This is a genomic window from Exiguobacterium sp. s141, assembly GCF_018618085.1.
GTDB classification, from domain to species: Bacteria; Bacillota; Bacilli; order Exiguobacteriales; family Exiguobacteriaceae; genus Exiguobacterium; species Exiguobacterium mexicanum_A.
On sequence record NZ_JACSLJ010000001.1, the window covers coordinates 770345 to 792562 of the forward strand.

Below are 22218 nucleotides of genomic sequence, written 5' to 3' on the forward strand. Positions count from 1 at the left end.
ACGAAAAAAGACAGCCCGACTCGTCGTCGCGCTGTCTTCGGCTTCGACTCATCGTGTCGAAATCAGTTTCGTATGAGCAAACTCATCATGCGGCAATTCCATGTTCTTGCCCGACTTGATCTGTTGCAGCGCTTTTAACAGCGGCAGACCGAGCGTGGCGGGATAGACGACGTCTTTATATAGCGTCCGCTTCACGACTTGTTCGAGCGAGAGCGAGCGCCCGTCTTGACTGACGACTTTAATCCCGACGACCTGGTCGCCGATTGTTTGGCCATTTTTATTAAGCAGGAAGTATACTTCCCCGGCCATCGTCACGAGCGTCGGTAAATAGTAACGTTTCACTTCTTTTCCAGGAAACAACTTCTTCCGAATCGTCTTCTCGACAAGTTTCGCTGGTGTTTGAAAAATGAGTTGGTCGATTTGACTGGCGACGGCACGTTTCCAAATTGGGACTGCCACGTTCATCATCCTCTCGTTTCGGTTCTAGGCTTTAGATTCCTCTTTTGCCTTCGCTTGAAACGCCGAAAACGGACAACCCGAGCGCGCGAACAAGTTCGGCGTCACAATTTTGTCATCATAGTGGCGGTGGAACACGTGCGTCGCGGCCGGAGACAGCGGTGGGATGAGCCAGCTCCATTGCCCGGTCACGTCGCGCCCGGCGTCCTGCTCGTTCTTCTCGAACCGTTTGAACTGTTTCGCCGCCGTATGGTGGTCGACAATCGTCACGCCGGCCCGTTCGAACGACTGCAAGACGGCGACGTTCAATTCGACGAGGGCCCGGTCGCGCCAAAGCGTCCGCTCTTTCGACGTGTCGAGCCCGAGCGATGCGCCGACGAGCGGCAACAGGTCATAACGGTCCGTATCGGCCAAGTTGCGCGCCCCAATCTCGGTCTCCATATACCAGCCGTTGAACGGGACCGAGGTGAAGCGCAGCCCACCAATTTCCAGTTCCATGTCGGCGATGGCTGGAACAGCGTGCCATTTAATCGGCCGTCCGCCGAACAAGTCGTACGCCTCGTGCTGAATGTCGACCTCGAGTACCGCATCGTCCGGCAATTCATAGAGCCGAACGTCACTCCCATCCGTGATCAGGAGCGGCAAGATGTCAAACGCAGTCCTGGTCCCGCTCCAACCGAGCCGTTCGGCCTGACGCGTCATCGTCAAAGACAGTGGATCGCCGATGATGCCGTCTTCTGTCTCATATGCCGCATACCGGATGAGTTGCGTGTTCAAGAGACGGAACTCGTTCGGGAGCACCGTCATCGTCGAGCGGATTTTCCCGCCGTTCGTCGCGTAACGCAAGTGGTCGATGAGTGCTTCGAACACATCGTCGAACGTCTCCGCGCCGCGGGCATCCCGGACGGTGAGCGTCTGCCAAAACAGACGGCCGATGCATCGGTTTGAGTTCCGCCAGGCGAGTTTCGCGCCCTCGGTCAACTCGTCGGTCGTGAGCGTATACGTTCCCGTACGGTCGATTTCTTTCGCAATCTCATCGAGCCGGTCCGTCTGATCGCCTTTTAGTTGTGAGAAAAAGTGTCGGGCTGCCTGAATCTCCATCTCATGTATCTCCTCTTTCGTTCTGTCCCTCCCATCTTAAGGGAAACCACACCCGTTTTCTACCCGGACGCGATAAAAAAGCAGGACGATGTGCGGGCTGTTCGATTTAACAAGCATGGGAATGATTTTTCGGAATCGCACATTGAACCGGATGGACATATAAAAAAAACCAGAGGTCGTTTGACCTCTGGTGAACTACTTAACGTTGTTTCACGACGACCGAGCTGTAGGCCGGTACATCGACCGTGCCCGAGACGCGTTTGATCGCCTTCGTGCCCGCTTGTTTCCCATCGACGATGAGGTTCCATTGCCCGCTCGGCAATTTCACTTTGACCGTCTTACCGTTCGCGTTGTGCGTGACAAACAAGTCTTTCTTCTGGCCTGGCGCTTTGTCATCGATCGAGTAGCTGATGACGTTCGCTTCGGCTTTATAAAATTTCAAGTTTTTCTTCACGTCTGTTGCTTTTGTCATGCGAAGACCTGGGTTGTCTTTACGCATTTCGATCAAGCCCTTCATGTACTGGACGTCCGCCTTGCGGTCAGCAGCCCGTTTCCAATCCATTTGGTTGATGCGGTCCGGCGATTTATACGAGTTGTGGTCGCCTTCTTTCGTCCGCATGAACTCTTGACCGGCATGGATGAACGTTGTCCCTTGGCTCGTCAAGAGGATGCTTGACGCGAGACGGTGCATTTTCGTACGTGTCGCTTCCGACGTTTTCGCGTTCGTGAGTTCGAGCTTGTCCCAGAGCGTGTGGTTGTCGTGCGCCTCGACGTACGTGATTGCTTGTGTCGGTTCTTTCGTGAAGCCTTTAATGTCGGCGCTGTAATCGATTTCGCCGACGATGCCTGTCTTGATGCGGTTCTCAAGGCCGGCTTTACCATTGATGAAGCCGTTGTCCGAATCGATGAAGACACTGCCTTTCAAGCCGTCGCGGATGTTGTCGTTGAAGTGCGCGACGCCCGGCATCTTGTATGCGTTCTTCTGGTTCGCTTTCTTCGCCGGGTCGAGCGGCGTGCTGAGGTCCCAACCTTCGCCGAAGACGAGGATGGAAGGATCCACTTTGTTCAACGCCGAACGGACTTGGTTCATCGTCTTGACGTCATGGATGCCCATGAGGTCGAAACGGAACCCGTCCCAATGGTACTCTTGCGCCCAATAGACGACCGAGTCGACGATGAGCTTCTGCATCATCTTGCGTTCCGACGCGGTGTCGTTGCCGACGCCTGTTCCGTTCGCGAAGTCGCCGCCCGCTGTGTAACGGTAGTAGTAACCTGGAACGATCTTATGCAAGTTCGAAGCCTGCGCATCGAACATGTGGTTGTAGACGACGTCCATGACGGCGCGCAAATTATTGTCATGGAGCCCTTGAATCATTTGCTTCATCTCGCGAATCCGGACTTTGGCGTCATACGGATTCGTCGAATACGAGCCTTCCGGTGCGTTATAGTTTTTCGGGTCATAGCCCCAGTTGTACGAAGCATCCGGTTTCGTCTCATCGACCGAAGCCGTGTTATAGTCATACACCGGAATGAACTGGACATGCGTGACACCAAGGTCTTTTATATGGTCGAGACCCGTCTTCGTGGCCGTTTTCTTGCCGTTGACGAGAAGGCGTGTGCCTGGCTCGACGACGCCGAGATATTTGCCTTTGTTTTTGATGCCTGAGTCGTACTTGTCTGACGTGACGTCGAAAATCGACAAGTCGCGGACGTGCGTCTCATAGATGATCGCATCTGTTCGTTTCGCCAATTTCGGCTTCATCGAGTTCCAACGTTTCGGTTTCGTCTCGTTCAAGTCGACGACGACCCCTTGGTCCCCGTTCACACCGACCGCCGTCGCGTACGGATCGACCGCGCGGACGCTGCCTGATGCGTGCTTGACGTTGTACGTGTAACCGATGCCGTCCAAGTCGCCGCGGACGTCCGCGACCCATGTCCCGCGTTCGCCACGCTTCATCGAAATCGTCTTCTTCAAATCTTTATCCGAAGCTGGACGCGTTTTCGGCATGTTCCATAGTTCGAGTTTCACGTCTTGTGCCGTCGGGGCCCAGAGGACGAATTGTGATTTTGAGTGTTTGTACGTCACACCGAGCTTGCCGTCATAGGCGTACTTCGCATCGAACTCCGGTGACCGGAGCACGTCGCCCGCTTGGAGCACTTTGTCTCCGAACGTCGGGTGCTTCGCCGTGATGACCGCCGCCAAGTCGATGTCGGCCTTGAAGCGGACCGTGACCGACTTGTCGCCTGACTTCTCGAGAGATTCGACCGTTGCGCCTTCGACCGTCAATTCGCTCAAGAACTTGTCATCGATGACGCGGTTGAGCGTGAGTTCCGCTTGGCGGAACGTGTCCGCCTCGAATGAGATGATTTTCGGTGAGCGATCGATTTCAGGTTCTGAGTAGTAAATCGTCGAATCTCCTTCGACGAGCCAAATCTCTTTCGCCGTGCTGAGTGCGAACCGGTCTGGCCCATCTTTTTCGGCCCATTCGCCTTTTTTCGTGACGAGTCCGATGAGCTTCTTCGCGTCCGGGTTGGCGAACTTCACGTTCGCGACACCGCCGAATGCGTCCGTTTCATCAAAGTTGATGCTTTGACCGTCTCCACCGTCTGGCCATGTCCAAAGACCCCAGTCCGTGTATGTATTGTCGTAACGGAAGTAATGAACTTTCATATCCACGTCCGTTGCTGCCGTCTCCCCGTCCGGGTTCGACGTATAGATCTTCGAGTCCCCTGACTTGATCCACACTTCGGCAACGCCGTCTTTAATCATATCGCTCGTGATGAAGCGGTCGTTCTCCGACCCTTTATCTTTCTCCCAGTTGTCCGTTCGGACGATGAGACCGAGCTTTTCTGGTGCATCGACCGGGAATTCGTAGGCCGCCACCTTTCCGAAGTCGTCTTCGCCATTGAAGGCGAACGGTTTGTTCGGGAAATAATCTGGGTTATTCGCCCAAAGCCATAAGTTCCAATCCATTTGATTGTCCGGTGCCTCTTGATAGTGCACGACGACGAGTGTCGACTTGTCTTTCTCGAGAGCGGACGATGACATCGGAAACATTGAGAACACTAGTGCAAACGTTAGCACAACTGCCCATGCCTGTTTCCATCGTTTGTTGACCATGTGGGTCCCTCCTTGTAGCATAATTTCAGGAAAACGCTTACACAAAAATTGTAAACGTTTCCTTTTCGAAATACAATCTTTTTCTAAACAATAGGGAAGTACTCCTATCTCGAGAGTGACTTTGGAAGGCGATGACAAAACGGCACAAAAAAGGCGACCTGATGATGCAGGCCGCCGCATATTAATTCCCATATTTCTTGAACAACTGATAGTTTTTGTTCCCACCCGACAAGTTGTAGACGTCAGTGAATCCGAGGTTACGGAGCACGTTTTGCGCTGCGTTCCCCGTCACCCCACCGTTGCAGTACACGACGGTCGGCTTGTCTTTGTCCATGTCCTTGGCGGCTTCGCGCAAATTGCCGAGCGGTACGTTCACGGCACAGTCGACGCACGCTTTCTCGAACTGCGAGGCTTTGCGCGTATCGATGATTTGCATGTCCTCCCCTGCATCAATCCGTTTCTGCAGCTCGCCCGGCGTGATGAGACGCGCCGATTGGTTCATACTGTTCGCGAGTGCCATGCCTGTGTACATGACCGGATCTTTCGTCGTCGAGAACGGCGGGGCGTACGCGAGGTCGAGATGGAACAAGTCATCGACTTTCGCCTTGAACGTGATGGCCGTGACGAACACGTCGATGCGCTTGTCGACACCTTCGAAGCCGACGATTTGAACGCCGAGCAGTTGGCGTGTCGCCCGGTCACCGATCGCTTTAATCGTCATGTCCTTCCCACCCATATAACCCGGTTTGTCCGGCTTCGTGTTATGAAGCACTTCGATATCGTAGCCAAGTTCACGAGCTTCCCGTTCTGACAGACCGGTCTGCGCGACAGCGAGACCGAACACTTTGAAAATGCCCGTCCCGAGGATGCCACGGTGTTCCAGGTCGCCTCCTGTGATTAAATCACCGAGGGCGCGCCCCATCTTGTTCGCCGTCGACCCGAGCGGACGCCAAATCGGCTTGCCTGTGACGAGCGAGAAGCTTTCGGCGACATCGCCAGCCGCATAGACGTTCTTCACGTTCGTCTCCATGCGCTCGTTGATGGCGATCGCGCCCGTCTCCCCGATTGTGACACCAATCGACTTCGCCAGTTCCGTGTTCGGACGGACACCGACGGAGAGAATGACGAGGTCCGTTTCGACCGTCTTGCCGCTCTCCGTGACGACGCGTTCGACGTGACCATCACCGACCAGTTCCGTCACCGTCTCACCGAGCATGAGTTCAATGCCGTTCTTCTCGAGGTGATCCTCGACGCGGCAGGCCATGTCCTTATCGAGCGGCGGCATCACTTGTGGGAAACGCTCGATGACGGTGACATCGACGCCACGTAGTTTGAGCTGCTCGGCCATCTCAAGACCGATGAATCCGGCGCCGATGATCGTTGCATGTTTCGGGTTCGTCGCATCGACGAAGTTACGTGTCGCTTCCGCATTCTGAATGTTACGGATTGGGAACACGTTGTCCGAATCGACACCCGGAATCGGCGGGATGATGCTCGAGGCACCTGTCGCGAGGACTAACGAATCATAGCTGTCCGTGAACGATTCACCCGTCTCAAGGTTCTCGACCGTGACCGTCTTTGCGTCGGCATCGATTGCCGTCACGTTATGTCGTGTCATGACGTCAAGTTGATAACGTTTTTTGAAGAACGCCGCGTCACGAGGCGTCAAATCGTCGCGTGACTCGACTTCGCCGCCGACGTAATACGGGATGCCGCAACCTGAGTACGAGATATCGTAATCGCGATCGTAAATCGTAATCTGTGCGTCTTCATTGTTACGACGTGCTTTTGCCGCGACCGACGTACCGGCGGCGACTGAACCGATGATGACCAATTTCATAAAAAACACTCCTTAACTGATTTAGGCGAGAATTCTCCCTCCTCTAAGCGTCTGGGGCGAAGCCCAGCGTAGGTGGGAGATGAATCGCCCGTCCCTTACACCTTCGGCCACCGCTGTGACGAAACGACGAACAAAAGTTCGTGATTCCGTCAGATTTCCTTGCCCCCTCCGCGGGTATCGGAATGGGACGAGCATCATTCTGACACCGGGAAAAGGAGGGACGGACATGCTGAAGGGCTACAAATACCGGCTCCACCCGACGCCGGCACAGGCCGAGTTCCTAGTCAAGACGATCGGCTGCGCCCGCTTCGTCTACAACAAGCTGCTCGAGGACCGCATCGCCATCCACGAGGAGGCGAAGGCGAGCGGCGGGCCGAGGCGGAAGCCGCCGACGCCGGCCTCCTACAAGCCGCTGTTCCCGTTCCTTTGCGAGGCGGACAGCCTCGCGCTCGCGAACGCGAAGCTACACCTCGACACGGCGTTCGCGAGGTTCTTCGACGGGACGGCCGGCTTCCCGGTGTTCAAGTCCAAACGAAAATCGCGCGCCTCCTACACGACGAACAACCAGCACGGCACGGTCCGCATCGAGGCGGGAAAAGTCCGTCTGCCGAAGGTCGGGTTCATCCGGTTCACACAGCACCGCGACTTCGACGGCGAGATCCGCTCCGCGACCGTGTCGATGACGAGGACGGGCAAGTTCTTCGTGTCGCTCCTCGTCGAGCAGGACGACGAGCCATGGATCCCGGCCGAGCACAAGGTCGGCATCGACCTCGGGTTGGAACACTTCGCCACCATGACGAACGACAATCTCGTCACGGAGAAGATTGCGAACCCGCGCAACCTGCGAAAGGCCGAGGCGCGGCTCAAACAAGCGCAGCGCGCCCTCGCCCGCAAGAAGCCCGGCAGCAGGAACCGCGAAAAGGCCAGGCTCATCCTCGCGAAGAAGCACGAGCAGGTCAGGAACCGCCGGCACGACTTCCTCCACAAGCTGTCGCGACGCATCGTCGACGAGAACCAAGTCGTCGTGGTCGAGACGCTCCGAACGAGGGAGATGATGCAGGACCGCCGCCTGGCAAAGTCGATCGGGGACGCCGGGTGGGGCGAGTTCGTCCGGCAACTCGAATATAAATGCAGGTTCTATGGACGGACACTGATCAATGCCGACCCGTGGTTCGCCTCGACCCAGGTCTGTTCGAGCTGCGGCGAGAACGGCGGCAAGAAGGACCTGCATATCCGCGAGTGGACATGCAGCGCATGCGGCGCACACCACGACCGCGACGTCAACGCGAGCCTCAACCTGCTGCGTCTCGCCGACCGGAACACCTCAGGGCAGGGACTGCCCGACGAGCTTGGCAAATAACCGTGGCTGGTCGAAGCACGGTCTTCCCAAGAAGCTCCCACTTCAGGTTGCGAAGCAAGCAAGTGGTGAGTAGTTCACTAAAGTAGTAGGCTGATATATAGTCCGAGCAACGTGATGGCGAGCGTCGGGATCGTCAAGATGATTCCGACTTTAAAGTATTGACCCCAACCGATTTTAAGCCCTTTCGTACGGAGCACATGGAGCCAAAGCAACGTCGCGAGTGACCCGATTGGTGTAATCTTCGGACCAAGGTCGGAACCGATGACGTTCGCATAGATGAGCGCTTCCCGAATCTGACCGGTCGTATTCGTCAAATCGATGGCGAGCGCGTCGATCATGACGGTCGGCATATTGTTCATGACCGATGACAAGATGGCGGCCAAGAAGCCCATCCCGAACGTGGCGCTGAAGGCGTTCACGGCGAACCAGTCGATGAAGTTGGCGAGCACTTGCGTCAGTCCCGCGTTTTGCAGACCGTAGACGACGATATACATCCCGAGCGAGAAGAAGACGATCGCCCAAGGCGCCCCGCGTAGGACGGACCTGGTCGGCACGGCCGGTGAACGGTTCGCCATGATGAGGAAGAACAACGAGATGACGCCTGCGACGAGCGAGACCGGGATGCCGATGACGTCACTCGTGAAGTATCCGATGACGAGAAGTGCGAGCACGACCCATGACAAACGGAACATTTTATGGTCTTTGATGACCGAGGCCGGCTCGACGAGTTTCGATAAATCGTATTGCTTCGGAATGTCCTTTTTGAAATACAAATACAAGACGAGCAAACTTCCGGCTACGGCGAATACGTTGACGAACACCATCCGCGCCGCATATTCGGCGAAACCGATGCCGAAGAAGTCGGCCGAGACGATGTTGACAAGGTTCGAGACGACGAACGGCAGACTCGCTGTATCGGCGATGAACCCGGACGCCATGACGTATGCTAACACGACCGCGTCCGGAAGCTTGAGCGCCCGCACCATCGCGAGCACGATTGGTGTCAAGATGAGCGCCGCTCCGTCATTGGCGAACAACGCCGCGACGAGCGCACCGAGCAACGTGATATAGACGAACAGCTTCACGCCGCCGCCTTTGGCGATGCGGGCCATATGTAAGGCAGCCCATTCAAAAAATCCGATCTCGTCCAAGATGAGCGAGATGATGATGATGGCGATAAATGTGAACGTCGCGTTCCAAATGATGCCCCAAACGGTACCGACGTCGTCCAAATTGACGACCCCGGTGAGTAAGGCGATGACCGCCATCCCCATCGCCGAGTAACCGATGCCGAGGCCTTTCGGTTGCTTGATGATGAGGAAGAGCGTCACCAAAAAAATCAAACTAGCAATCCACTGCACAATGAGTTCCTCCAATAGTTCTCTATTTGTTTAGCAAGTCAGTTTCAATCCACGTAAGACGAGCCTTGCCTCATTCTCCGTCGATTCGATGTCAATCGTGACGCATTTCGCCAAATCAATGGCATCTGCTGCTAAGGCGAAAGTAAGCCCCTCCACGTGTGTGATCATGTCCGTCCGTTCTGGCGTAGCGATGACAAGACCGAGCGTCGGTCCGCAGCATCCAGCTTCCGTACGGATTCGAACCGAACCGATTGTTCCTTCTATCGTTGTTTCCTTCATGACATCAATCGCTTCATTCGTGATGTTCAACGTCTTCCCTCCTCAAATCGCACAGTCCGTTTCGCAGTCACAATTCGCCTCGACCGTCTCGATGTTGTCGAGCAACTCGACGACGATCGCATAGAACGGGCTCGTCTCATTCAACCGATAGTGAATCCATTGCTTGTCGCGGCGCTCTAACAGGAGCCCTGCTTGCCGCATCATCTTCAAGTGGCGGCTGATTGCCGGTTGCGAAATGTCAAAACAGTCGACAAAACTGCAGGCACACTGCTCCCCTGCCTGCATTTGCTTGAGCATCGTCAAACGGGTCGGGTCGGCGAGCACTTTGAGCACTTTACTTAAATCATCTACCGTATGCATCGTCATTCTCCTTCTCTGTATAACAAATCCGTTATATAACCTTTACGTTATGAAAATACCATAGTTTCTCATGCGGAGCAATTGTCTTCTCATAAAAAGTTCGGTATGATGAAACACGTTGTGAAAACATGTGTCGGTCGAACGACTTCTTTCATATAATGCGGCGTTTGATCTTCGTGAGACTCGGAGATCAAAGTCAAAAATATATAGAGAGGTGTGTTCTTTTGGAAAAATTGAATACGATCAAACAAGATTGGCTCGGCAACGTCCGGGCCGACGTCCTAGCCGGCTTCGTCGTCGCACTCGCCCTCATCCCTGAGGCGATTGCGTTCTCGCTCATCGCTGGAGTCGATCCGATGGTCGGGTTATATGCGTCATTCATCATCGCGATGGTCATCTCGATTGCCGGTGGTCGTCCGGCCATGATTTCGGCTGCGACCGGGGCGATGGCGCTCGTCATCGTCTCGCTCGTCGCCGACTACGGGTTACAATATTTACTCGCCGCGGGGATTCTCGCCGGAATCATTCAAATTGCGCTCGGCTATTTCGGCATCGCCCGCTTGATGAAGTTCATCCCGCGCGCCGTCATGGTCGGCTTCGTCAACGCGCTCGCGATTTTGATTTTCCAGGCACAGTTGACGAACTTTGAAGGTGAGAGCTGGATTATCTGGGCGCTCGTCATTGGATCGCTCGCCATCATCTTCTTGTTCCCACGCATCAACAAAGTCATCCCGGCACCGCTCGTCGCCATCGTCGTCATGACGATTCTGGCGGTCACGCTCGGGCTCGAGACGAAAAACATTAGCGACATGGGTACGATTTCAGCAACGCTCCCGGAATTTTTATTCCCGAACGTCCCGTTGACGTTTGAGACGTTGATGATCATCCTCCCCTACTCGATCTCCCTCGCCTTCGTCGGATTGATCGAATCGCTGTTGACGGCACAAATCGTCGATGACATGACGGGCACGGATTCGAACAAGAACCGAGAATCAAAAGGACAAGGTATCGCCAACATCATCGCCGGTCTCTTCGGCGGGATGCCAGGGTGTGCGATGATCGGTCAATCGGTCATCAACGTCTCGTCCGGTGCTCGCGGCCGACTGTCGACGTTCGTCGCCGGACTCGCGTTATTTATCATGATCATGACGATGAGCGATGTATTGATGCTCATCCCGGTCGGCGCCCTCGTCGGTGTCATGTTCTTCGTCTCGTACGCGACGTTTGACTGGGGCTCGCTTAAGGCGATGCGCACCGCTCAAAAATCAGATACGGTCGTCATGCTCGTGACGGTGCTCGTCACGGTTGTCACCCACGACTTGTCACTCGGTGTCTTCGCCGGGATCTTGACGGCAGCGATTCTCTTCGCCGCAAAAATCTCGAAAGTCGAACTCGATCGCAGTGTAGACGCCGATCGTGCTCGTTACATCGTGAACGGTCAGCTCTTCTTCGCCTCGACGTCTGAGTTCGTCAATCAGTTCGATGTGACCGAAGACGCCGAAGCCGGTGTCAAACACGTCACGATCGACTTCTCGAACACCCATCTTTGGGACGACTCGGCCATCGGTGCCATCGATAAAGTCGTCTTCAAGTATCGCGAAGTCGGGATCGAGCCGGAACTATTAAACTTGAACAAAGATTCAGAGAAACTGCTCAATACGCTCGCGCTTCACTTGAAACAACAAGAAGCAAACGCTGGCCATTGATTTGGTCTCTACAGGAGTGGACAATCGCGTTCACTCCCATTTTTTTATCCATGGCTCTACAAAATCGCATATACTAAAAGTAGATTGTGTGAAAGAGGAGGACGTTTTTATGGGAAAGGTATTTTTAGCGGCAGACGGATCTGCCCACTCGAAGCGAGCGCTTGAGAAAGCGATCCAGCTCGCCAAGGCATCAGACGCATCGATCGACATCGTCCATGTCGTCAGCGCCAAAGAATCGAAAGAAGCCGCGCTCAACTCGACCGGAAAACTCGATCTCGAAGCGAAGCGAAAATTGATGTTACAACCCCTGTTCGACCAAGTGGTCGCGGCCGGGCTCGAATATGAATATATCGAACTTCGCGGCGAACCCGACGTCGAACTCGTCAAATACGCGAACCATCAGCCGTACGAGTACGTCGTCGTCGGTTCACGCGGACTGAACACGTTCCAAGAGTTCGTGCTTGGCAGCGTCAGCCATAAGCTTGCTAAACGCGCTCTCGCCCCGGTCATCATCGTCAAATGATCGTCACCCTTTCTCAGCCGAGAAAGGGATTTTTTCTGTTCCATACAGGAAATAGGTCCTATGTGTGGAATGGAACAGTGAACTCATTTATGAAGGAGGAACATAATTGGATATTGCCAATGACTCAAATTTATTGCTCATCCTCTTGCCGTTGCTCGTGTTGCAACTCATCTTGCTCGTCGTCGCCTTGATTGATTTGCTCAAACGGCAAGAAACGAATGGACCGAAATGGGTATGGCTCCTCGTCATCCTATTCATCAACATTCTCGGGCCGATTGTCTACTTCCTATGGGGACGGACGAAGCGATGAACGTCACTCAACTGACGAAACGATTCGGCACGTTCACCGCGCTCGACGACGTCAGCTTCTCACTCCGCCCCGGTTGTACCTCGCTCCTCGGTGAGAACGGGGCCGGCAAGACGACACTGCTCAATATGATTGCCCGCGTGACGACACCGACGTCCGGACAGATCGTCGGGCATGACGCCATCCGTATCGGCTATCTGCCACAGCGACCGGCGCTCTATCCATCGCTCACACCGGTCGAGACGATTCGCTATGCGGCCGAGTTGACCGGCGTCACGAATGTCGACCCGGTCCATTTGTTGAAACGGGTCGGACTCGAGCCCGTCGATCGACCGGCGGCACACTTGTCCGGCGGCATGCGGCAACGGCTCGGCATCGCCCAGGCGCTCGTGCATGACCCGGAGCTGTTACTGCTCGATGAACCCGTCTCGGCGCTCGACCCGCGCGGCCGCCGGGAAGTACTCGACCTCTTAAGCGATTTGAAACGAGAGCGGATGATTCTCTATTCGACGCACGTGCTCCCCGATGCCGAGGAAGCGAGCGACTGGGTACTCCTGCTCCGACAAGGTCGCCTGCTCATGGAAGGGACCGTGACCGATTTACTCGGCTCGAAGTCCTCGATTCAAGTCCGTCTGTTCAATGACGTCGTGACGGAGGATGAGTGGCGAACGCTCCCGGGTGTCAGCCACGTCACCCGCTCCGGGACGACATGGGAACTGGAGACGGACGCGAAAGACGTGACGGAACGAGCGTTGCTGCAGCTGCTGCTGGAGCGCGGTCTAAGACTCCAATCGCTCCATGTCGGGCATCCATCGCTCGAGTCACTCTTTTTGGAGGTGAACGCCTGATGAAACTGGCCATCTTCAAACAAGAATGGAAAGAGTCATGGCGCAATAAGCGACTCATCTGGGTACCAATCGCCTTGATGTTGCTTGCGGCGATGCAACCGCTCACGCTTTATTTCCTCCCGGACATCTTGGCCTCGGGCGGCAACTTGCCGGACGGGGCGGTCATCGAAATTCCGACCCCGTCACCAGAAGAAGTGCTCATGTCGGCGAGCGAACAGTTGCGACAAATCGGCCTGCTCGTCGTGCTGTTATCCGCCATGCATACGTTCAGTCACGAACGGTCGCTCGGCACGCTCGCCTGGCTCAAGTCGCTCAAGATTCCAGGCACGCGCATCGTGCTCAGCAAATGGGGACATTATTCGCTACTCGCCGTCGTCGCCATCGGCCTCGCCCAATTGAGCGCCGCCTACTATACAATCGTCTTGTTCGATTCGTTCGACGTCACCGATTTCTTGATCGCGACCGGGCTGCTCATGCTCCATTTCGTCGTCCAGCTATCGATTTTCTTCTTGTTCGCGGCGTTGCTCGAGAGCGGCCTCGTCGCCCTCGTGATCACGCTCGCCCTCCACTTCATCATGTCGCTCCTAATTGGGTGGCTCGAGTGGGACTGGATGCCGTGGCGGCTCGGCTCGTTATCGGCCGAAGTGCTCATGGGCGAGGGTTTACTCGTTTGGCCGATCATCAGTAGTGTCTTGTTGATTGGCGTGACGCTCTTCGTCGCCTCGAAACGGTTGTTGTTCATCAGCCGTTCGTCCTGATGTAGCACCTTCTCAAAATAGTCCTTTAGCCGTCGAGTCAAGGCGGCTTTTCTCATGTATACTTAATTTACAAAATAATACCAATTTTTCAATTCGATTGTGGAGGAACGCCTATGAAGTGGAGTCACGTAGTGGCCGGTTTGGCCGTCAGTATGAGCATCATCCTCAGTAACGACCACGTCCATGCCGCGGCCGGGTTTCAAACGACCGCAACGGGAACGGTCTATATGACAGAAGACGGCACGGTGCTGACCGGCTGGGAAGTGATTGACAACAAGACCTATTATTTTGCAGCAGATGGGACGATGGCCGTCGGTTGGCAAGCGATCGATGGCGCTACATATTATTTTGAAACGGACGGCGTGCTCGTCACCGGGCGCTATTCGATTGACGGGGCGACCTACTTGTTCGCCGCCGACGGGAAGCAGCTGAAAGGCTGGCAACAACTCACGGATGGTCTCTATTACTTCAAATCGAACGGCGTCATGGCGACCGGCTTTTTGACCGTGGACGGGAAACGCTACTTGTTCTCTCTTGAAGGGAAACGGTTGAGCGGTTGGCAAACCGTCAACGGCGTGAAGCATTACATATTCGAAAACGGAACGATCCGGTCGGGCATGTACACGATTAACGGCAAGAAATACTTGCTCTTGAAAGACGGACAGGTCGCGACCGGCTGGCAACAAATCGGCACGCGCCACTACTACTTCGGTACAAGCGGTGTACGCCAGCACGGGCTGAAAAAGATTGGGACGACCGTTTACGGTTTCCATGAGACGTACGGCTATCGGTTGGCCGGCGTCCAAAAAGTCGCCTCTCGCTATTACTATTTCGGGACGGACGGAAAACGTCGCTACGGTCTGCAGACGATTGACGGCAAAGTGTACGGGTTCCATCCCGTCTACGGCTATCGTTTGCAAGGAAAACACAAAGTCGGGACTCGCTATTACTACTTCCACTCGACCGGCGTCCGCGAGACTGGTTGGAAGTATACGACGCAATACGAATATTTTGCACCGACCTTGACGAAGAAGACAGATTGGCAAGTAATAAACAGCAAATGGTATTTCTTCAATCCGTCGGGCGTCATGTATAAGAACAAACGCATCGGCAACGCCGCGTTCGATGCCCGGGGCGCCTATAGCAACCCGCTCTCCACTTATAAGATGAGCGTGCCGCTCTATCGTCAATTTGCTATGGGCTATCCTTCCGGCTGCGAGTTCTTCTCACTCAAGATGGCACTCGAGAAAAAAGGACGCGTCGTCAGCGCCGAGACGCTGTATCGGGAGATGCCGAAAAGCATGTGGAACGCCCGCTACGAGAATCGGCTCTACCGCTGGGTCGACCCGAACGTCATGTTCACGGGCGATCCGAAAGGCAAGCTCAGCAAATATCGCAACTACGGGATTTATCCGAAAGGCATGATTAACTTCTCGAGCAAATACCGGCCTGTGAAAGACTTGTCCGGCCAAGGATTAGCTTCAATTGAGCGTGAACTCTCACTCGGCAACCCGGTCATCGTCTGGGCGAGCGTCGACTTCAAACAGCCATACGGTCACTTCAATTGGTACACCGCTTCGAACAAAAAATTCACCGGTTTCGTCAATTATCATGTCATGCTCGCGACGGGCTATGACAAGAATAACCTCTACATCAACGACCCGTACCGCGGTCGCCTCGTCATCCCGAAAAGCCAAGTCAGCTCTGTCATGGGCGCGACGGGATGGAAAGCACTTGCCGTACGATAATCGTCCAGCCATCGGAAAAATCCGGTGGCTTTTTAGGTACAACGAATCAAATTCAGAAATAAAATTTCCTATTTTATTAACTTTATATTGAATTAAAAATACAGAATGGTACACTTTCCAATAAGTAGTAAAGCGCTTACATTCATAAAGGAGGAATAGTTATGAAGAAATGGATTGGCGGCCTCTCCGCCCTCACGCTCGTCACGTCATCTGTCATGTTGCTCGATGCCGATGCCAAGTCAGAGCCGAAGAAATCGAAAGTCGAGCTCGGGGTCGACCGGTTGATGGCCAATCCTGAAATCTTGGCCGGTAAACGAGTCGGACTGATTACGAATCCGACCGGAATCGATGCTAACATGACGAGCATCGTCGACTTGTTCCATAACTCCGATGATTTCGAATTGACGGCACTGTACGGACCAGAACACGGTGTCCGCGGTGATGCGCAAGCCGGATCGACAATCAGTTCATATATCGACGAAGTGACGGGACTCCCCGTCTATAGTCTGTATGGGGCGACGAAAAAACCGACGGCCGAGATGCTCAAAGACGTCGACGTGCTCGTCTTCGACATTCAGGACGTCGGCACGCGCTTCTATACGTACATCTATACGATGGCGTATGCGATGGAAGCCGCAGCCGAGAATGACATCCCGTTCGTCGTCCTCGACCGGCCGAACCCGCAAGGTGGCCTCCGCGTCGAAGGTCCTGTACTCGACCCGGCCTATTCGAGCTTCATCGGTCTCTATCCGATTCCGCTCAAGCATGGCATGACCGTCGGTGAGCTCGCACGCTTGTTCAATTCGGAGTATCAGATTCAAGCCGACCTCGAAGTCGTCAAGATGAAGGGTTGGAAGCGCTCGATGCTGTACGAGGATACGGGACTCCCGTTCGTCATGCCGTCACCGAACATGCCGACGACGGACACGGTCAACGTCTATCCGGCGACCGGTCTGTTCGAAGGGACGAACCTGTCGGAAGGACGCGGCACGACGAAGCCGTTCCAATTGATTGGCGCCCCGTACGTGAAGGCGCATGACTATGCCAAGACGTTGAACGGACTCGAACTTCCGGGCGTCACGTTCCGCGCTGCCTCGTTCACGCCAACGTTCTCGAAGAACGCGGGCAAACTGTCGCACGGCGTCGAAGTGTACGTCACAGAGCCGACGAAGTTCGAAGCGGTCAAGACCGGCATTGCCATGGTCAAGACGGCACACGACCTGTATCCAGACGAGTTCGAGTTCCTCGCTAATGACTTCATCACGAAGCTGACCGGGAACGCCTACGTGAAAGATATGATCCTCGCCGGGGAGTCGCTCGAGGCGATCATGACGAAAGTCGATGCCGAGCGCGATGCGTTCTTGCCGATTCGGAAAGAGTATTTGTTGTATAAATAAGGAGCAGGTAGGATCACTTGAGTCTGCCTCTTTTTGTAATCAAATGGTAATAACCACTCTTGCCCTATTCAATATATTATATGGTTATATGATCGAAAAAGGAGCTTCCCAATTTGAAAAAATCTGCCTCAGTCTTGCTCGCTGCCGCCCTGGCGACCGCGTTCACATTTACTCCGCCGACTCCGCTCACCGTCAATCCGACGTCGGTCGAGGCGTCTTATCGTGAGACGGCCGTCAATACGAAAGCTTACGTCACGGGGATCAGTCAAATCAACATCCGGAAAACACCATCAAGCTCAGCGACAAGTGTAGGTAAACTTGTTCGGAATGGCACGATGATGGTCCGGACGTCATTCACGACGAACGGGGCACGATGGTACAAGATTCAATGGGGTACGGGCTACGCATACGTTCCGGCCGCATACGTCAAGCTATCGACAGCCGAAGTCGCGTTCACGAAGACAACGTACGTCGCCCCGTCGAGCGTCTACTTGAAGTCACGTCCGCTCACGACCTCGCCGAACGTCGTTTTCCTGCGCCAAGGGATGAAGCTTGAGACGATTTCGTATCGATACACGGGCACGACACGTTGGTACAAAGTGCGCGTCGGGACGAAGACGGGTTATATTTTGGCGAAGCACATCACGTTCAAAGCACCGGCGAGCGGCGTCTTGGGTGAGACGAATGAAGAGCGCCAGGCGGCCGGTTTGTCAGCGCTCTCCGCGTCGAGCGAGGCGAACCGCGTCGCCCAGGTCCGGGCCGACGAGATGGCACGGACGGGACAGTTCTCCCACCAGCTCCGTGAGAACGGAAGCCCAGGGAATACGCTCGACGCCTATAACGTCAGCTATCGCGGTTGGGGTGAAAACATCTACATGGGGTCGAGCGACCCCACGCAAGCCGTCAGTGCCTGGATGAACTCGACAGGTCATCGCGCCAACATCTTGAACGGAAACTTCACCCACCTTGGTGTCGGCGCCGCCAAGAACGCACAAGGGTCGACGATTCACGTCCAAGTCTTTTTGACGAAATGAAAAACCGGGAAGTCGCATTGATCGCGATTTCCCGGTTTTTTTAGCGGCGTTCGTCTTTCAGGCTTTCAAGGTTTTGTTGGGCCTGGCCCGTCTTCTCTTTGGCCGTCCCTTTCACTTGGTCTTTTTGTCCTTCACGTTTGAGCGATTGATTGTCCGACGCTTTGCCGACCGCTTCTTTCGCTTTGCCTGCCGCCTTATCGATTAAGCCATCAACTTTTTTGTTAAGTCCGTCTTTCATGTGAATCTCCTCCTCGTGATATCATGTCTAATTCATGTACCACTGTGAGAAAAAGTCAAACATAGTGCTCTTTGACGAGCACCCGGAAACGCGGTCGGACGGTCAGCTCGATCGTCGTCACCGTGCGGTTACGATCCTCGTTCATGACGATCAATAGCTCGCCGTGGTCGCGCCGATCTTCGAGCACCTCGACTTTCCCGACCGTGCGGAGGAGCTGATAATACAGCAACTCCCCCGTCGCGTCTTTCACGTTCACCTCGAACTCGTGATAACTTGGTGAGATTTTGAAGTAGAACGACTCTGCCCCGTTCGAGAAACGGAACACCGACTCGTCGTAATAAAACGGGAGTGTCGTGTCCATCCGTTTCGGCTCGACCGTACAAAACAACGCCCACGCCATCTCATCTGGAAACTTCTCGCTCGATTCTTCTTTGTTGAACTGCCACCCTTTCATCGCGATCCCTCACTTCAACTTCCATTAATTGTCTGAATAATTCGACTATTATAATTCATTCGTCATTGGGTTCGGAAGTTCCTGCAAACGGGAACAAAACATTGTATGCTTTTTCACGTTCCTGATTTGAAAGGAGTTGCGTCCACGTGTCTATCATCGCGCTCGACCATGTCACGAAACGGTTCTGTGAGACAATTGCCTTGAACGACTTTTCACTTCACGTCGAGGCCGGTGAACTGTTCGGCTTGCTCGGACCGAACGGGGCCGGAAAGACGACCGCCATCTCGGTCATGCTCAACCTATATCCGGCCGACAGCGGTTCAATCAAAATCTTCGACCACGCGATGCCGAAGGACGAACTGACGATCAAACGGCGCGTCGGCATCGTGCCGCAGCACGTCTCCGTGTACGACCAGCTGACGGTGTTCGAGAACATTCAATTTTTCGCCGAGCTGTACGGGTTCAAACCGGCCGAGGCCAAACAAAAGACCGTGGCCGCCCTCGACTTCGTCGAACTCACCGCGCACCAAAAGAAACGTCCGCCGGAACTGTCCGGGGGGCTCCTTCGTCGTCTCAACATCGCCTGCGGCATCGTGCATGAACCAGAACTTATCTTTATGGATGAACCGACCGTCGCCATCGACCCGCAGTCACGCAACACCATCCTCGAGAATATCCGCGAGTTGAATCGACGTGGGGCGACGATCATCTATACGTCCCACTATATGGAGGAAGTCGAGATGCTCTGCGACCGTGTCGCCATCGTCGATGAGGGACGAATTATCGCCGAGGGCACGCAAGATGAGCTGAAAGATCAAGTCATGACGCTCGAGACGGCCCGCATCAAAGTCGACGCCCTCACTCCGGGCCTCTTGGAACGACTCGAATCACTCGAGCGGGTGAAGAAAGTCGATTACGAGGAACCGTTCCTCGACGTGTCACTCGAGAAAGACACCCCGCTCGCCCCGCTGCTCGACGTCCTCCATGACGAGCGGGTCCGTTTCACCTCAATCACGGTCGACCGTCCGTCCTTGAATACCGTCTTCCTGGCGCTGACCGGTAAGACACTTAGGGAGTGATGACGATGAAACTATGGACGTTCATCAAATATGATGTCAAACAGCAACTGCGGGACCGCTCGACCTTGTTTTGGATGCTCATCTTCCCAATCATTCTTATCTTCGGGCTCGGGACGATGCTGTCGGCCATCTTCAATAGCAACTTCTCGCTCCCGGTCACAGACGTCGCCTACGTCGAACAGTCGACGGATGATTACCGGGTGCCGCTCGAGACGTTCCTCGCCGACGACGACATCAAAGCATTCATCAATCTCGTCCCATACGATAGTATCGCCGCTGCGGAAACCGGCGTGAACGATGGCGACGCCGACGTCATCCTCCATTTGGACGGTCCCGACGTCCGTCTGCTTTACGAGGAACCGTCGACAATCGAATTTGACGTCATCGAGGCCATTCTCCGGCAATATACGGACGTCGCCAATCAGCAGATTATGCTCGCTGAGGCAGGTGTTTCCGCCCCGTTCGAGCCCACGACGTTCATCGACAGTGAGAGCGTCGACTTGTCGGGTCGGACCCCGACGTCACTCGAATATTTCACCGTCACGATTTCCATCATGACAGCGCTGTTCGGTGCGTTCTACATCACGGGCATGCTCAGTGAGGAGCAACCGATGACGGGGAGCTATCTTCGGATCCAAGCCGCTCCCGTCAAACGAATCGAATATCGCCTGGCCCGCAGCTTGAGCCGATACACGCTCATCTTCCTGCAACTTGTGCTCGTGTTTTGGTTCAGTCACTTCGTGTATCGCAGCTTCTCGCTCGACTACGTTCACTTCAGTCTATTGTTCGTCTCTTGGCTCGCCCTCGCTTTATACGGCACCGCGTTCGGGTTCTTCATCTCAAGCTTACCCCGTATCTCGCGCGCGACGAAAGACGCGATTGTCAACGGGTTCGTGGCCATCATCATGATTCTCTCTGGCGGCTATGTCCCTGGTTTCGACCAAGTGACGCTGAGCGTCGTGCCGTGGGCTAAGTACGTTTTCATGCCGATTTTCATGCGGGAAGGGATGCTTCAGGTGCTCTTGCGCGGCGGAGACACGTCCGTGTTTTGGCAAAGTCTCGGTTGGCTCGCCATCCATCTGTTCGTCTTTGCCGGGATCAGCCTGCTGCTATGGAAAGGGGTGAACCGCCGTGGTGCTATTTAGACATGTCGCCAAGCGTATGCTTCGGAAAAAAGGGCTGTGGGTGTTCACGTTCGTCTCCGTGTTCGGGTTCGCCCTCATCCTGTCGTTCCTCAGTTCGACGTCGACCTTGAACGCCTCGATTGGTGTTCTCGACCGCGACGGCGGAACACTCGCCGGTCGCGTGATTGAAGAGGCGGGACGGTTCGGAGCGGTGACACCGCTTGAGACGGATGAGACCGACGAGGCGTTGCTACAAGGACAAGACATCGTCTTAGTGATTCCGGACGGATTCAGCGAGGCGCTCTTGGATGGCGAGACGCCGCGATTGTCGTTCAGTGCGACCGAAGGGAGTGATGCCGCGTTGATTGAACAAGCGCTCAATTCACACTTGTCCCGTGAGCGACAACTATTGATCGCAAGTGAGTTTGACGAGGAACGGTTCACCGAGCTCGCCGAACGTGAGACGGAAAACGGCTATACCCTCTCGAGCGAGCCGTTCCAACAGAGCGTGGCGACGACGGCGCGGACGCAGGCGTTCCTCGGCCTCTTGTCGTTCGTCATGATGTCGGCGTTCCTTCAGTTCATTCCGTTGTTCGTCGCCGACGATCGGGACGAGAAGATTTATTCACGCCTATTTGCGGCCCCGGTCACGCCCCGGCGTTACATCGGTTCGCTGTTCGTGTCGTTTTGCGCGGTCGGACTGCTCTACGTGCTCATGTTGCTCGCCTTCAGCGCTGTCCTCTATCGACAGGACGTACTCGCGCACCTACCCGTCCTCACGCTGTTGTTCATCGTCTATTTGTTCGTCTGTCTCGCCATCGGGTCGCTCATCGCCATCCTGGCGACGAACCGGGAGAAGGCGAATATTTGGCAGACGTCCATCACGATGGCCGCTGCCATCACCGGCGGCGCCTTCATCAGTCTGACATGGCTGCCTGATACGCTCCAGGTCGTCGGACGCTTCTTGCCGACGTACTGGTTCAATTACGGGGTCGCCCAAATGTACGAGGACCATTTCCCACTTCAATCCGTCCTCATCATGCTCGGGATGGCGCTCGCTGTCTTTCTCCTCAGCGCCTGGGCGTTGAAGAAACGGCCGCTCACATAAAAAGGAGAGCCATCGC

The 22218-nt window shown here is 54.9% G+C and carries 21 protein-coding genes; 12 read left to right on the forward strand and 9 right to left on the reverse strand.

Annotated elements, in window-relative coordinates; translation table 11 throughout:
* Positions 1 to 48: 48 nt before the first annotated feature.
* The 4 genes from KNP74_RS03975 to KNP74_RS03990 form a co-directional block, all read right to left on the reverse strand.
* On the reverse strand, positions 49 to 465 hold the full coding sequence (locus tag KNP74_RS03975; protein WP_240731302.1) for an RDD family protein: 417 nt from the start codon (positions 463 to 465) through the stop codon (positions 49 to 51).
* A gap of 18 nt (positions 466 to 483) precedes the next feature.
* Positions 484 to 1557 carry a nitric oxide synthase oxygenase gene (locus KNP74_RS03980; protein WP_214763458.1) on the reverse strand — a complete coding sequence of 358 codons (1074 nt, stop codon included), beginning with the start codon at positions 1555 to 1557 and terminating at the stop codon, positions 484 to 486.
* A 199-nt stretch (positions 1558 to 1756) separates the two neighbouring features.
* Positions 1757 to 4678, reverse strand: coding sequence for a type I pullulanase (pulA, locus tag KNP74_RS03985; RefSeq protein ID WP_251130071.1), 2922 nt, complete (start codon positions 4676 to 4678; stop codon positions 1757 to 1759).
* A 181-nt stretch (positions 4679 to 4859) separates the two neighbouring features.
* Positions 4860 to 6518, reverse strand: coding sequence for an FAD-dependent oxidoreductase (locus KNP74_RS03990; protein ID WP_214763460.1), 1659 nt, complete (start codon positions 6516 to 6518; stop codon positions 4860 to 4862).
* A 226-nt stretch (positions 6519 to 6744) separates the two neighbouring features.
* Between KNP74_RS03990 and KNP74_RS03995 the strand changes: the two genes are divergently transcribed.
* Positions 6745 to 7878, forward strand: coding sequence for an RNA-guided endonuclease TnpB family protein (locus tag KNP74_RS03995; RefSeq protein WP_214763462.1), 1134 nt, complete (start codon positions 6745 to 6747; stop codon positions 7876 to 7878).
* Between the two features lie 77 nt (positions 7879 to 7955).
* Here KNP74_RS03995 and KNP74_RS04000 read toward each other — a convergent pair whose 3' ends face one another.
* The 3 genes from KNP74_RS04000 to KNP74_RS04010 are packed head-to-tail and all read right to left on the reverse strand — an operon-like array spanning position 7956 to position 9878.
* Positions 7956 to 9239 carry an arsenic transporter gene (locus KNP74_RS04000; RefSeq protein ID WP_214763463.1) on the reverse strand — a complete coding sequence of 428 codons (1284 nt, stop codon included), beginning with the start codon at positions 9237 to 9239 and terminating at the stop codon, positions 7956 to 7958.
* Positions 9240 to 9269: 30 nt separating this feature from the next.
* The gene (locus KNP74_RS04005) at positions 9270 to 9548 is read right to left on the reverse strand and encodes a Fe-S cluster assembly protein HesB (protein ID WP_214763464.1); all 279 of its coding nucleotides are present in this window, start codon (positions 9546 to 9548) and stop codon (positions 9270 to 9272) included.
* 12 nt (positions 9549 to 9560) lie between these two features.
* Positions 9561 to 9878: an ArsR/SmtB family transcription factor gene (locus KNP74_RS04010; protein ID WP_214710911.1), complete on the reverse strand. Its 318-nt coding sequence runs from the start codon at positions 9876 to 9878 to the stop codon at positions 9561 to 9563.
* 224 nt (positions 9879 to 10102) lie between these two features.
* On the opposite strand from KNP74_RS04010, the gene KNP74_RS04015 reads away from it, so the two are divergent.
* The 8 genes from KNP74_RS04015 (at position 10103) to KNP74_RS04050 (ending at position 18199) form a co-directional block, all read left to right on the forward strand.
* Complete coding sequence (locus tag KNP74_RS04015; protein WP_214763465.1) at positions 10103 to 11584, forward strand: SulP family inorganic anion transporter; 1482 nt, start codon at positions 10103 to 10105, stop codon at positions 11582 to 11584.
* Positions 11585 to 11693: 109 nt separating this feature from the next.
* Positions 11694 to 12107, forward strand: a complete 414-nt coding sequence (locus KNP74_RS04020) for a universal stress protein (RefSeq protein WP_058764343.1) — start codon at positions 11694 to 11696, stop codon at positions 12105 to 12107.
* 106 nt (positions 12108 to 12213) lie between these two features.
* The gene (locus KNP74_RS04025; RefSeq protein WP_084592848.1) at positions 12214 to 12417 is read left to right on the forward strand and encodes a PLD nuclease N-terminal domain-containing protein; all 204 of its coding nucleotides are present in this window, start codon (positions 12214 to 12216) and stop codon (positions 12415 to 12417) included.
* Positions 12414 to 13262 carry an ABC transporter ATP-binding protein gene (locus tag KNP74_RS04030; protein WP_131471867.1) on the forward strand — a complete coding sequence of 283 codons (849 nt, stop codon included), beginning with the start codon at positions 12414 to 12416 and terminating at the stop codon, positions 13260 to 13262. Before KNP74_RS04025 ends, KNP74_RS04030 begins: the two co-directional genes overlap by 4 nt.
* On the forward strand, positions 13262 to 14020 hold the full coding sequence (locus KNP74_RS04035; protein ID WP_214763467.1) for an ABC transporter permease: 759 nt from the start codon (positions 13262 to 13264) through the stop codon (positions 14018 to 14020). Before KNP74_RS04030 ends, KNP74_RS04035 begins: the two co-directional genes overlap by 1 nt.
* 113 nt (positions 14021 to 14133) lie before the next feature.
* Entirely contained in the window at positions 14134 to 15768 is a 1635-nt protein-coding gene (locus KNP74_RS04040) for a C39 family peptidase (protein WP_214763468.1), read from the forward strand.
* Between the two features lie 161 nt (positions 15769 to 15929).
* A complete protein-coding gene (locus KNP74_RS04045) occupies positions 15930 to 17165 on the forward strand; it encodes a DUF1343 domain-containing protein (protein ID WP_214763470.1) in 1236 nt (411 codons plus the stop codon).
* 113 nt (positions 17166 to 17278) lie between these two features.
* Entirely contained in the window at positions 17279 to 18199 is a 921-nt protein-coding gene (locus KNP74_RS04050) for a CAP domain-containing protein (protein ID WP_214763471.1), read from the forward strand.
* Positions 18200 to 18239: 40 nt separating this feature from the next.
* Here KNP74_RS04050 and KNP74_RS04055 read toward each other — a convergent pair whose 3' ends face one another.
* Positions 18240 to 18437 carry a CsbD family protein gene (locus tag KNP74_RS04055; protein ID WP_034778818.1) on the reverse strand — a complete coding sequence of 66 codons (198 nt, stop codon included), beginning with the start codon at positions 18435 to 18437 and terminating at the stop codon, positions 18240 to 18242.
* Between the two features lie 55 nt (positions 18438 to 18492).
* On the reverse strand, positions 18493 to 18891 hold the full coding sequence (locus KNP74_RS04060; protein WP_214763472.1) for a hypothetical protein: 399 nt from the start codon (positions 18889 to 18891) through the stop codon (positions 18493 to 18495).
* A 146-nt stretch (positions 18892 to 19037) separates the two neighbouring features.
* Between KNP74_RS04060 and KNP74_RS04065 the strand changes: the two genes are divergently transcribed.
* From KNP74_RS04065 to KNP74_RS04075, 3 genes are read left to right on the forward strand one after another with little or no spacing between them, the layout of a single operon-like run.
* Positions 19038 to 19970, forward strand: coding sequence for an ABC transporter ATP-binding protein (locus KNP74_RS04065; protein ID WP_214763473.1), 933 nt, complete (start codon positions 19038 to 19040; stop codon positions 19968 to 19970).
* A 5-nt stretch (positions 19971 to 19975) separates the two neighbouring features.
* A complete protein-coding gene (locus tag KNP74_RS04070; protein WP_251130072.1) occupies positions 19976 to 21115 on the forward strand; it encodes an ABC transporter permease in 1140 nt (379 codons plus the stop codon).
* Positions 21102 to 22202 (forward strand): ABC transporter permease, encoded by a 1101-nt coding sequence (locus KNP74_RS04075; RefSeq protein WP_214763475.1) that lies wholly within the window; start codon positions 21102 to 21104, stop codon positions 22200 to 22202. Before KNP74_RS04070 ends, KNP74_RS04075 begins: the two co-directional genes overlap by 14 nt.
* Positions 22203 to 22218: the final 16 nt, after the last annotated feature.

Bases quoted from the DNA above. Each gene is read 5' to 3' on its own strand.
- KNP74_RS04055 (WP_034778818.1), bottom strand. From the start codon at position 18,437: ATGAAAGACGGACTTAACAAAAAAGTTGATGGCTTAATCGATAAGGCG.
- KNP74_RS04040 (WP_214763468.1), top strand. From the start codon at position 14,134: ATGAAGTGGAGTCACGTAGTGGCCGGTTTGGCCGTCAGTATGAGCATC.
- KNP74_RS03980 (WP_214763458.1), bottom strand. From the start codon at position 1,557: ATGGAGATTCAGGCAGCCCGACACTTTTTCTCACAACTAAAAGGCGAT.
- pulA (WP_251130071.1), bottom strand. From the start codon at position 4,678: ATGGTCAACAAACGATGGAAACAGGCATGGGCAGTTGTGCTAACGTTT.
- KNP74_RS04060 (WP_214763472.1), bottom strand. From the start codon at position 18,891: ATGAAAGGGTGGCAGTTCAACAAAGAAGAATCGAGCGAGAAGTTTCCA.
- KNP74_RS04070 (WP_251130072.1), top strand. From the start codon at position 19,976: ATGAAACTATGGACGTTCATCAAATATGATGTCAAACAGCAACTGCGG.
- KNP74_RS04010 (WP_214710911.1), bottom strand. From the start codon at position 9,878: ATGCATACGGTAGATGATTTAAGTAAAGTGCTCAAAGTGCTCGCCGAC.
- KNP74_RS04045 (WP_214763470.1), top strand. From the start codon at position 15,930: ATGAAGAAATGGATTGGCGGCCTCTCCGCCCTCACGCTCGTCACGTCA.
- KNP74_RS03995 (WP_214763462.1), top strand. From the start codon at position 6,745: ATGCTGAAGGGCTACAAATACCGGCTCCACCCGACGCCGGCACAGGCC.
- KNP74_RS03975 (WP_240731302.1), bottom strand. From the start codon at position 465: ATGAACGTGGCAGTCCCAATTTGGAAACGTGCCGTCGCCAGTCAAATC.
- KNP74_RS03990 (WP_214763460.1), bottom strand. From the start codon at position 6,518: ATGAAATTGGTCATCATCGGTTCAGTCGCCGCCGGTACGTCGGTCGCG.
- KNP74_RS04030 (WP_131471867.1), top strand. From the start codon at position 12,414: ATGAACGTCACTCAACTGACGAAACGATTCGGCACGTTCACCGCGCTC.
- KNP74_RS04035 (WP_214763467.1), top strand. From the start codon at position 13,262: ATGAAACTGGCCATCTTCAAACAAGAATGGAAAGAGTCATGGCGCAAT.
- KNP74_RS04020 (WP_058764343.1), top strand. From the start codon at position 11,694: ATGGGAAAGGTATTTTTAGCGGCAGACGGATCTGCCCACTCGAAGCGA.